Genomic DNA, 10,488 nt, shown 5'->3' with positions numbered 1-10,488 from the left:
GGACACCGACATCGACTTCTTGCGGGGAGGCCTGCCTCGTTCGACGCTCCGGCTTTCCACTCCGACGAGGTTGAGACGCTGCCGGAAGGAGGGACGTTGCTGGCCTTCAACACAGTGACCGAAGCGCAAGCAGTTGAGATCCGGTATGGAGCCGGATTGTTCTGGGGCGTGCAGTACCATCCCGAGCTCGACCTGTATGAGGTCGCCGGAGCCCTGCGACGTCAGTGTGACGAACTGGTGAGCGAGGAATATGCGAGCAGCCCTGAGACTCTTGAGACATATGCTTCCATGGTCGAAGCCCTCCACCGAGCTCCCGACCGCAAGGATCTGGCTTGGACACTTGGACTCGATGAACAGGTCACTGAGGTGGCGTGCAGATTGACAGAGCTGCGCAACTTCATTCGGTTCGTGATCGAAGGGCAGTGACAGTCCAGGGCATCTGCGTTCAAGAGATGGCGCTATTCTGCTGCTGGCAGGCGCTACTTCCTGGAAGGTCTACTCTTGGCACGAGGCTGACCTTAGCCGTACTTCCGCAGTTTTGGGATGAGCGGACCTTCGGACCGACATCCGCCACTAATCACTTCGACTCTAAGCGGTGCTTCCAATGTTCAATCTCCTATTTCAGCCCGCCCTTCGAGATAGAACACACAGCTTCCCTCTAGCTCGACGCGCTCGCCGACCAGACGGCAAAGGATTTCGCCACCCCGCCGCGACGCTTGAAACGCGCGGAATGCTGTCTTCTTCAGCCGCTTGGCCCAATAAGGCGCGAGCGCACAGTGGGCGCCGCCGGTCACGGGGTCTTCAGGGATGCCCTTGGCTGGTGCGAAATAGCGGCTGACAAAGTCATAGCCGCCATCACCTGGCGCCGTGACGATCAGACCGCTGCGATCCAGCTTGGCGACCGCCGCAATGTCCGGTATTAGGCGGCGTACCTGATCTGCTGTCTCCAGCAGGGCAAGATAGTTGAATTGATCGGCCACCACTTCCTCAGGGACGTGTCCCAGCGCCTCAGCCAGTAAGGGCGGCGGCGCGACAGGCTCCGATACACGGGCCGGAAAGTTCATGACGTAGCCGGTTGCAGTGCGCTCCACACTCAACGGACCACTGGCCGAATGGAACACCACGTGTTTGCGGTGCGGTGTCAGACGCTCCATCACGACCGCAGCGCTGGCGAGCGTCGCGTGCCCGCACAAGGGCACCTCGACTGTCGGCGTGAACCAGCGCAGTCGGTAATCCTCGCCGTCGGGCACGAGGAAGGCCGTCTCAGCCAGATTGTTCTCGGCCGCAATCGCCTGGAGCGAGACATCGTCGATGAAGCGCTCGAGCAGCATGACGGCAGCCGGGTTGCCGCCAAAGGGCCGGTTCGCAAAGGCATCGACCTGGTAGAAGGGAACGAGCAAGTGTTGATCTCCAGAAGGACCGATCAAGACAAGCCGTGATTGTCAGCGGAGTCAAATCCTATGGGGCTCCTGTACGATCCATAAATCACTAATGCGGGAGTTGCTGACTGTTCCACACAGATATCATCAAGCGGCGAATGCTCAGTTCGTACCAAATCGATTGAGCGTAGGTCTGCTGCTGGCCGATACTGTTGAAAAAGTCCGCAACTGCCGATTCTGGCGTGGTCAGCATACAGGATGCTGGGCCTAGTTTGGCGCGCTAATACAACTAATAGATCGGCGAAGCAGCGCTCGGGAGTTTTTCAACAAAATCGGCCCGTTCTGGAAGGGAACTGAACTTCCGCTTCGGACAGGGTTGTCGGTCGTTTTTGCCAGGGAGAGTCACCTCAGGATCTACTCGGAGCTTGGCACAGGAACGACGATCAAGATCTACCTCCCGCGCTATCGTGGGGCGGCCGATGAGGAGGCCCTATCGGAGGCCACACCGGTTGTGCCGAGATCGGAGGCGGGAGAAACGGTGCTGGTGATCGAGGACGAACCCGTCATTCGGGATCTGATTGTCGAGGTTCTTCAGGAGCTGGGCTACCGGGCCCTGGAAGCTGCTGATGGGCCTGCGGGCCTCAAGGTCCTGCAATCGCGCATGCGCATCGACCTGCTTGTCACGGATGTCGGGCTGCCCGGGATCAACGGGCGCCAGGTTGCGGATCAGGCACGGGTCACCCGTCCTGACCTGAAGGTGCTGTTCATCACAGGCTAGCCGAGAACGCCACGCTGGCGAATGGCTTCCTGGAGCCAGGCATGGAGATGATCACCAAGCCGTTCGCAGTGGACGCGCTGGCTACCAGGATCCGGAGCCTGATCCAAGGGGAGTGACGGATCAGGGGCAAACTGTTGTCATTGGGACCCCCGGCCATCTTGCGCGTTACATCCAATCGCTAACGCAGGCCGGAACACCAACATGAACGACGAGCAGCGGCGACGCCACGCAGGGCGCTCCCCCGAGCAGGGCGGAAGCTCGGCCGACGAACTGGCCTACCGCTTGCGCCAGCAGGAACTCATGGCGGCGTTCGGGCTGCTTGCCCTGGACGCCCTGGATGTCATGACCCTGCTCCAAGAGGCAACCCGCCTCTGCGCTGAGGGGCTGCACGTACGGTATTGCAAGATCATGGAATACCTGCCGGAGGAGGATTGCTTGATCGTCCGTGCCGGGGTTGGCTGGAAGTCCGGCGTGATCGGATCGAAGACGGGTGCCGATCTGGAAAGTCCCACCGGTTATGCCTTCCACACGCGCGAGCCCGTGATCTCCAATCATCTTGAGGGCGAAGGCCGCTTCCGCACGCCGCAGGTGCTTATGGACCACGGGATCCGGCGGGCCATCAACGTACCGATCGTCACTGGAACCAGCCGCTACGGTGTCCTGGAGGTGGACAGCCCGGTCGAAGGGCGGTTCACCGAGGCCGACGTCGCCTTCATGCAGGGGCTCGCCAGCCTGCTCGGCGTGGCCTTGGCACGGTGCAAAACCGAAGAGAGGCTGCACCTTGCGGCCAGGGCCACGAACGATGCGATCTGGGATTGGGATCTTGCGACGGACCGCCTCCTGTGGAACGAGGCCTACACCATGCTCTTCGGCCATGCGGACAGGGAGACGACCGGCACCTCGTGGAAGGAACACATCCATCCCGATGATCGCAAAGGCGTACTGAATGCCATCCAGGCAGTGATCGCAGGCAGTCAGGAGAACTGGAGCGCCGAGTACCGCTTTCTGCGGGCGGACGGATCAGAGGCCTATGTCTTCGACCGGGGCTTCGTCACCCGCGACGAGCATGGGCGCGCAGTTCGGATGATCGGCGCTATGCTCGACCTCACGGAGCGCAAGCGCGCGGAGGCGGCGCTACAGGAGAGCGAGGAGTTCACCCGGCGCATCCTGGAAAGCTCGACCGACTGCATCAAGGTGCTCGATGCGGACGCACGCCTGCGGTTCATGAGCCTGGGCGGCATGGATGTCATGGAGGTAGATGACTTCGGGGCCATTGAGGGCTGTGACTGGCGCGACTTCTGGTCCGGACCGGATCACGGGAAGGCGAGGGAGGCCGTGCAAACAGCTCTCGCCGGCGGCAATGCCCGCTTCCAGGGGCAGACGCCGACGATGAAGGGACGGCCACGGTGGTGGGACGTGGCTGTCACCCCTATCCTTGGTGCGGACGGTTCGGTGGACAAGCTCCTGTCCGTCTCGCGCGACATCACCGAGACCAAGCAGTCGGAAGATCATCAGCGGCTTCTCATCAACGAGCTGAACCACCGGGTGAAGAACACGCTCGCCACCGTGCAGTCCATTGCCAGCCAGACCCTACGCAATGCGGCAACCCTGGCCGAGGCGCAGGCGGCGTTCGAGGCACGCCTCTTCGCCCTATCCCGCGCCCACAACGTGCTCACCCGTGAGAACTGGGAAGGAGCCAGCTTGCGTGCGATTATCACCGAGGCGATTGCACCCTACAGCAATGCCCGCGAGAGCCGACTTCATCTTCAGGGTCCTGATGTGCGGCTTCCGCCCAGGATGGCGCTGGCCCTTGCCATGGCCCTTCAGGAACTGGCGACCAATGCGGTGAAGTACGGCGCCCTCTCGAACGACGCCGGCGAGATAACGATCGAATGGAGGCTCGATGGCACGAAGACTCCGCCGTGCCTGCACCTGCAATGGGAGGAGAGTGGCGGCCCTCAGGTGCAGGTGCCGAAGCGAAGAGGCTTCGGAACACGACTCATCGAGCGCAGCTTGGCGCTCGATCTGGAGGGTGACGTCCGGATCGAGTTTGCCCCCACTGGGGTCATCTGCACCGTCGACGCTTCTCTCATGGCCGATGCCGGGCTGCCGGCAGGATCGGCGTAGGCCAGGACAACCGGCCTGGTCACGACGTCAAAACGGTCGTATTCGGCTAGCCCCCTCGCAGATGTCAGCTCTGTGTATCGTGCACCCTGGTGATTATACCCTCGACGTTTATTCCTCACACGGACGTTGACCAGACCATCCATGTTTGAGCTCACAGTGCACCCTCATATCTGGTCAGGATCGGAAGGAATCCCGCCGTGGTTGCTTCAGGAATAGGCGTGTCCGGATCGTAGTACCAGCAATGTCTTTGCTGTAGCTCGATGCATCTTCATCCTCAACACCCAGAGGAGCTAAGATTCGGCTCACTCCAGGGCGCCTTCGATGGGCCTCCGATCCGCCGACTGCAGGAGGCTGTTAACAGATTGCTCACCATGCTGAGCAGAAGGTGCCTGCGCGTGTGAACGCCTCCTCCTAGTTCCGGGTTAGCCCATCGAACTCGCACGAGAAGGGCCACCCGTATGATGCCGATTTCATCTCTCTGGAGCCGTGTCCCTCAACCTGAATGCCGGCCGGCAGCGTCAAGGCGCATCTGCGTTCTTGTCGTTGAGGATGACCTGCTTGTCGGGGGTGTGGCAGCCGAGGCGCTCGAGGAAGCGGGTTTTGCCGTCCTGACTGCCGCAAGTGCCGAAGAGGCCACCGTTATCCTCGCTGAAGAGGTCGTTGACGTGCTTTTCACGGACATCGACTTAGGAGGATTGGATGGATGCGATCTCGCCCACCAAGCTCTCACCACATGGCCGAAGCTTTCGGTGGTCCTGACATCTGGCCGCTCGCGAAGGTGCCACGCGGATCGTCTCCCGTCGGGGGCATCGTTTCTCGCCAAGCCATACCGCCTGCCGCACTTGGTTGACGAAGTAAGTCGCGCGGCTCAGTCCACATCATCCTATTAGCAGTCCACATCCGATCCATCGCGACAGGATCCATGATGGTACCTTCACCTTAAAGGAGATAATTATGCGCATTACACTTACCGTTCTTGGAAGCGCCTTTCTTTTTGCATCTTCAGCTTTTGCTCAGGTGCCGGCTGAGGTCGAGGCGTGTCGCCTGTCAGGGCTGGCGGCTTTGAAGGAGCGGTCGCCCTCATTGGAGCATCTCACCTTCGACATCCAGTCGCTGGCCATCTCCAAGGCAGACACGAAGGTCGAGGACACGCCGATCCGGATGGTCGTCATGGGCGATGCCTATCTCCAGCGCGAGAAAAGCGACAAGCCGAACCGCTTCGTCTGTCTTGTCGGCGACAAGGGCAAGGTGTTGCTCACCTTCTTCACTGAGCAGTAGGCCTGCTTATGCGGCCATACGGCTCCGTTTCTTAAACCCATGCATTTAGGGACATGTCCGAAGCTGTGCCATTGGTGGAGCCAACCTGCGGGCTGCGATAGGATCATGCGTCAGGACCGCGAGCATACCGACAAGGGCTGCCGCATCAGTGGGATCGCACGAATGCCGGGTGAGGACGCCGCTAAGCGTGACCCTATGAGAACCTAGGGCGACCTGCAGGCTTGAGCGAGTAGAACGGTCTTCTGCAATGCTTAGCCGTGGTGCTAATGTTTGCGGAATTGTGACGGACTGAAGCCCTTGATCTGCTGGAACCTGCTCGAGAATGCGAATGGGTTCTAACAGCAACGGAGTGGTTTCTATGGATGCGAGCATCCGGCTGGTGTTCAAGTCTGCCAGCTATAATAAACAGGATGAACTACGCTAGAATGTCTGCTCATGGAGAGAGCACCGGACGTTACTGACATGTAGCGGGAGAGGAGAACTCTATCAGAGGTCAAGCCGACGCCTGGTTCTTCTCTGGGCCCGAGTTTCATGAGATTGGGAGCTGAGTCTCACATTTGAGCCAGGAACTGCATTGCCGAGCAAGTCACTCTGGAAAACTCTCGTTTATGTCCTGATGCAGTGTTGTGTTGGCGTGTTACATCTCGCTGAAGTGCCGGAGCATCCGCTCCGCGTCCGGCTCCAGGCCGGTGAAGAGCCGGAAAGCGCCAACAGCCTGGAACACAGCCATGCCACCGCCGGACATGGTGCGGCACCCTCGCGCCCGAGCTTGGCGTAACAACACGGTTTCCAGCGGGAAGTAGACGATATCGGCAACCCACAAATCTGAGCGTAAAAGGTCGGCAGGAACCGCCATGCCTGGGTACTTCGCCATGCCCAGCGGCGTCGTGTTCACCATTCCATTGGCGGCGGCCATAGCATCGCCTGCGGAAAGGGCAATTGAAGCGCGGCGCTCTCCAAAACGTTCGCACAGAGACGCTGCTAGATTATGGGCGCGGGTCTGGTCCGTGTCGATGATCGTCACCTCGCCTGCGCCGAGCGTCAGGAGAGCGTGAGCCACCGCGGCGCCAGCGCCACCAGCACCAAACTGGACGATGCGGTCGATGTGGACATCCGACAGCTCGCGCCGGAAACTTTCGGCAAAGCCCCACCAGTCGGTGTTATGCCCAACCCGCCGTCCATCCTTCAGCACGACGGTGTTGACGGCACCGAGCGCAGCCGCATCCGGCGAGAGTTCGTCAAGCAGGGGGATCACCGCCTGCTTGCAGGGATGAGTGATGTTGAGCCCTGCGAAGTCAAACCGCTGCGCTGCAGTGAGGATCTCGCGAAGGGCGCTGGCATCGAGACGGAACGTCTCCAGATCGATCAGCTTGTAGACGTAGCGCAGGCCCTGCTCGGCGCCCTCTCGCTCGTGGAGTTTCGGCGTACGTGAGGCCTGAATTCCGGCGCCTACCAGTCCAACGAGAACGGAAGGACTGTTCGAGATCCTTACGGCTTCATCAGCCTGCGATAAAGACCTTGATGAAAAATCGCTTGTCATGGATTTCACGCATCCGCGTGCGATTGATCGATCATGCCGAGGATCGCCCGGACTGCAATCGGATAGCCTTCGGGGCCTAAACCCGCGATGACGGCCGTTGCCACCGGCGAGACGTATGATTTGTGATAGATCGGCTCACGACGGTGGATGTTTGAGATGTGCAGCTCGATCAACGGGCCCATAAACATCTTCAGAGCGTCCATTATCGCCATAGAGGTGAAGGTGAATGCGGCCGGGTTGATGATGATCCCGCGGCTCTCATCAATCGCCTCGTGCACCCACTCGATGATCTCGTACTCACGATTCGACTGCCGGAAGACGATGGGATGACCCGAGGCGGCCTCCCGGCACATTGCCTCCACCTCGGCCAGGGTCGTGCTGCCGTAGATCTCCGGCTCGCGGGTGCCGAGGCGGTTGAGGTTGGGCCCGTTGATAATGTAGATCGGCTTGCTCATCGGCATGTGTCTCTGAAAGGGAGCAGGCTCATCCCTGGTAGCCGAAGAGGCGCGGCAGCCAGAGCACGGTTTCGGGCACGAAGGTCATGATTGCAAGAGAGACGATCATGGCAAAGAGGAACGGCAGCGAGTCGCGGACTATGTCGCGCAACGGCTCGCCGGAGATATTCGCCATGATGAAGAGGAGCAGCCCGTAAGGCGGCGTGATCAGGCCAATCATGATGTTCACGACCACCACCACACCGAAATGCACGAGATCGATGCCGAGGGCCTGCGCGGTCGGGATGAAGACCGGCACCACGATCAGCAGAATCGCCGTTCCTTCGAGCACGCAGCCTAAGAGCAGCAGCAGGACGTTGACGAAGATCAGGAAACCGATGGGGGACAATTCCCACCCTGCCAGCAGCGTCTTCACGCCTTCCGGAATGTTCTCGACGGTGATCACATAGTTGAACACGAGCGCACCGGCTATCAGCATGCCGATGGAGGCAGTCGTTCTCGCGCTGACGGCGAGTGCATTGTAGAAGTCGCGCCAGCTCACGCTGCGATAAAGCCCTGCGGATATGAGAAGCGCGTAACCCGCCGCGACGGCTGCGGCTTCCGTTGGAGTCATCACGCCGCTGTAGACGCCGCCGAGAAGGACGACGGGCATCATCAGCGAAGGAAAGGCCTCCCAGGTGATCCGTGGCAGTTTGCGAAGCGGAACTGGTTTCTCGACGGGAAAGTTCCTGCGGCGCGCGGTCGTAGCGACGATGATCATCTGGCTCAGGGCCATCAACAGGCCCGGAACGACGCCGCCCAGGAAGAGAAAGCCGATCGACGCGTCGGATACGAGGGCATAGAGCACCATCGGGATCGATGGTGGGATGATCGGTCCGATCACCGACGAGACGGCCGTCAGCGCGGCGGCGTAGCTTCCGGGATAGCGGCCGTCTCGGGTCATTATGGCCTGCATCATGCGCCCGGTGCCAGCGGCATCGGCGATGGCCGAACCGGACATGCCGGCGAAGATGATGCTCTGCAGGATGTTCACTTGCGCGAGGCCGCCGCGGAAGCGGCCCACGAGGGCATTGCAGAACGCCATGAGGCGGTCCGCCATGCTGCCGATATTCATGAACTCCGCGGCGAGAATGAACAGCGGAACCGACAGGATGACGTAGTTGGAATACATGCCGTTGAGCAGCTGCTCGGCGGCCGTTCCCATGTCCAATCCCGCCAGGAGCAGGTACAGGATCGAGCCGGCTATCATCGAATGGCCGATGGGAAGGCCGAGAAAGGCGAGGGCGGTGATCGCAACGAGCGAGATCGAGAAGGGGCTGGTCAGGTTCATACGCCGGAGCTCGCTTTGGTAGGGTCGAATTCATCCGGTGCCACGCCCCGCATGGCTTGCCAGGCGATCCAGATGTAGCGAATGATGGTGGCAACGGCGAAGACGATGTAGATCGAGAACAGCCAGTCGAACCTGATCTTGAGGTAGCTTGTCTTCTCAACCTTCATGAAAGTGACGTAGTCGACGATGGCTGGAAGCGAGATGGCATAGAGAGCGATTACAGCGAAGGCGCTGATGAGCGCCATCACGCGCCGGGGCCCGGGGCTGACAGCGCCGTAGATGATGTCGAAGCGGATTTCCTCACGCTCGCTGACGACGAAGGCAGCGCCCCACAGGACGAGCCAGAGCCAGAGGACGACGCTGATCTCGTGCGTCCATCCGATCGGAAGCCCCAGAAGATACCGGAATGCGATCTGCAGGAGGAAGGCTGCGAACATCGCGGCCAGCATGGCGGCGGCGACGTTCTCTGCGCGTTTGGCAAGCCACGAGCCGAGTGCCCGCGAGGATGAGGTCATGGGAACCGTTTCCTTCGTGAGAAAGCGCTGAACAATCGTCAAAGCTCGGCCGCCAGAATATGATGCCCTGGCAGCCGAGTTCAGGCTTTACATCGCGTTGATTTTATCAACCATGCCGGCCGGCCAGCTCTTCGCCAGGTCGGACGCCAGATACTTCTTCTGCGCGAACTCGCGGAAGGCCTTCAGGTCGGGAGTATAGACCTCGAGCCCCTTCTCCTTGAAGAAGGTTGCAAGCTGAGCCTCCTGCTTCAAGTGTTCCTGCGTGCTCCACTCGATCGCCTTGTCGGCCGCCGCCTGGAAGGCTGCCTTCTTCTCAGGCGACAGGGACTCCCAGACCTTGTTTGATACGGCCAGAACGTCGAAGCCGACGAGGTGGGAGGTCAGCGCGATCTGCGACATCACCTCGTAGAACTTCATGTTCTGCACGTTTGGCAGTGGGTTGTCCTGCCCGTCGATGGCTCCCGTCTGGAGCCCGGTATAGACCTCCGCATAAGCCATCGGCGTGGGGTTTGCTCCCAGAGACTGCCCAAGGAACTGCCAGGCATCGCCGCCGGGCATGCGCAGCTTGATGCCCGCAAGATCCTCAGGCTTGCTGATTTTCTTGTTGGGCTTGAGGCCCACATGCCGGGCGCCGAAATAGGTGGGGCCGAGGATATGGATGCCGAGCTTGTCAGAGGCGATCTTCTTCAGCTGCTGACCTACATCGCTCGCAAACACCTTCTTCAGGTGGTCGGCATCGCGGAACAGATAGGCGGAAGTGACGATGGACCATTCCGGAATCTGGTTCGAGATGTCCTGCGGGGCGATGTTGCCCATCTCGAGGTTGCCGCGCTGCATGGCGACGAGTTCAGTGCCCTGCTTGAACAGGGTGCCGCCGTAGTAGGGCTGAAGGTTGAAGCCCTGGGCTTTCACCTCCTCGCCGAACTGCTTCATCATGTTCGCCCGGATGTCCTGCTCGGAGAACACAGCCGAGAATCTCAGGTTCGTGGTTGCTTGTGCTGCGGCCGGGCCAGCCGTGCCCCACGTCAGAAGGGCCGCGCCTGCAGCCATCAGGACACGTCGATTGATGTCAAATCCCATGGTTTC

General features: G+C 60.4%; 10 protein-coding genes and 1 pseudogene. 5 read left to right on the top strand and 6 right to left on the bottom strand.

Annotated elements, in window-relative coordinates; all coding sequences use genetic code 11:
* On the top strand, positions 1–426 hold a 426-nt coding region (locus tag AC0QTX_RS24625), incomplete at its 5' end, for a glutamine amidotransferase-related protein (RefSeq protein ID WP_474606441.1).
* 182 nt (positions 427–608) lie between these two features.
* Here AC0QTX_RS24625 and AC0QTX_RS24620 read toward each other — a convergent pair.
* Positions 609–1,400 carry a PhzF family phenazine biosynthesis protein gene (locus tag AC0QTX_RS24620; protein WP_474606440.1) on the bottom strand — a complete coding sequence of 264 codons (792 nt, stop codon included), beginning with the start codon at positions 1,398–1,400 and terminating at the stop codon, positions 609–611.
* A gap of 316 nt (positions 1,401–1,716) precedes the next feature.
* Here AC0QTX_RS24620 and AC0QTX_RS24615 point away from each other — a divergent pair.
* The 4 genes and pseudogenes from AC0QTX_RS24615 to AC0QTX_RS24600 form a co-directional block, all read left to right on the top strand.
* Positions 1,717–2,273: pseudogene (locus AC0QTX_RS24615) on the top strand (response regulator); the annotation flags it as partial.
* Between the two features lie 85 nt (positions 2,274–2,358).
* Positions 2,359–4,284 carry an HWE histidine kinase domain-containing protein gene (locus tag AC0QTX_RS24610; protein ID WP_474606439.1) on the top strand — a complete coding sequence of 642 codons (1,926 nt, stop codon included), beginning with the start codon at positions 2,359–2,361 and terminating at the stop codon, positions 4,282–4,284.
* A gap of 458 nt (positions 4,285–4,742) precedes the next feature.
* Positions 4,743–5,174, top strand: coding sequence for a response regulator (locus tag AC0QTX_RS24605; protein WP_474606438.1), 432 nt, complete (start codon positions 4,743–4,745; stop codon positions 5,172–5,174).
* Positions 5,175–5,238: 64 nt separating this feature from the next.
* Positions 5,239–5,562 carry a hypothetical protein gene (locus AC0QTX_RS24600; RefSeq protein ID WP_474606437.1) on the top strand — a complete coding sequence of 108 codons (324 nt, stop codon included), beginning with the start codon at positions 5,239–5,241 and terminating at the stop codon, positions 5,560–5,562.
* A gap of 637 nt (positions 5,563–6,199) precedes the next feature.
* Here the strand turns inward: AC0QTX_RS24600 and AC0QTX_RS24595 are convergent.
* The 5 genes from AC0QTX_RS24595 to dctP all read right to left on the bottom strand — a co-directional run bounded on the left by AC0QTX_RS24595 (position 6,200) and on the right by dctP (position 10,482).
* The gene (locus tag AC0QTX_RS24595; RefSeq protein ID WP_474606436.1) at positions 6,200–7,102 is read right to left on the bottom strand and encodes a shikimate dehydrogenase; all 903 of its coding nucleotides are present in this window, start codon (positions 7,100–7,102) and stop codon (positions 6,200–6,202) included.
* 5 nt (positions 7,103–7,107) lie between these two features.
* Entirely contained in the window at positions 7,108–7,557 is a 450-nt protein-coding gene (locus AC0QTX_RS24590; RefSeq protein WP_474606435.1) for a type II 3-dehydroquinate dehydratase, read from the bottom strand.
* 28 nt (positions 7,558–7,585) lie between these two features.
* Positions 7,586–8,887, bottom strand: coding sequence for a TRAP transporter large permease (locus tag AC0QTX_RS24585; RefSeq protein ID WP_474606434.1), 1,302 nt, complete (start codon positions 8,885–8,887; stop codon positions 7,586–7,588).
* Positions 8,884–9,402 (bottom strand): TRAP transporter small permease, encoded by a 519-nt coding sequence (locus tag AC0QTX_RS24580; protein ID WP_474606433.1) that lies wholly within the window; start codon positions 9,400–9,402, stop codon positions 8,884–8,886. The genes AC0QTX_RS24585 and AC0QTX_RS24580 overlap by 4 nt, the downstream gene beginning before the upstream one ends.
* Positions 9,403–9,489: 87 nt before the next feature.
* Positions 9,490–10,482 carry a TRAP transporter substrate-binding protein DctP gene (gene dctP / locus AC0QTX_RS24575; protein WP_474606432.1) on the bottom strand — a complete coding sequence of 331 codons (993 nt, stop codon included), beginning with the start codon at positions 10,480–10,482 and terminating at the stop codon, positions 9,490–9,492.
* Positions 10,483–10,488 lie beyond the last annotated feature (6 nt).

It is taken from the genome of Microvirga sp. jy35 (assembly GCF_056148915.1).
This window is presented reverse-complemented; position numbering and strand designations above follow the sequence as displayed.

What these genes read in the sequence shown, in the direction of transcription:
- AC0QTX_RS24585 (WP_474606434.1), bottom strand. Translation starts at nt 8,887, where the DNA reads ATGAACCTGACCAGCCCCTTCTCGATCTCGCTCGTTGCGATCACCGCC.
- AC0QTX_RS24610 (WP_474606439.1), top strand. Translation starts at nt 2,359, where the DNA reads ATGAACGACGAGCAGCGGCGACGCCACGCAGGGCGCTCCCCCGAGCAG.
- AC0QTX_RS24595 (WP_474606436.1), bottom strand. Translation starts at nt 7,102, where the DNA reads ATGACAAGCGATTTTTCATCAAGGTCTTTATCGCAGGCTGATGAAGCC.
- AC0QTX_RS24605 (WP_474606438.1), top strand. Translation starts at nt 4,743, where the DNA reads ATGATGCCGATTTCATCTCTCTGGAGCCGTGTCCCTCAACCTGAATGC.
- AC0QTX_RS24600 (WP_474606437.1), top strand. Translation starts at nt 5,239, where the DNA reads ATGCGCATTACACTTACCGTTCTTGGAAGCGCCTTTCTTTTTGCATCT.
- AC0QTX_RS24580 (WP_474606433.1), bottom strand. Translation starts at nt 9,402, where the DNA reads ATGACCTCATCCTCGCGGGCACTCGGCTCGTGGCTTGCCAAACGCGCA.
- AC0QTX_RS24590 (WP_474606435.1), bottom strand. Translation starts at nt 7,557, where the DNA reads ATGAGCAAGCCGATCTACATTATCAACGGGCCCAACCTCAACCGCCTC.
- dctP (WP_474606432.1), bottom strand. Translation starts at nt 10,482, where the DNA reads ATGGGATTTGACATCAATCGACGTGTCCTGATGGCTGCAGGCGCGGCC.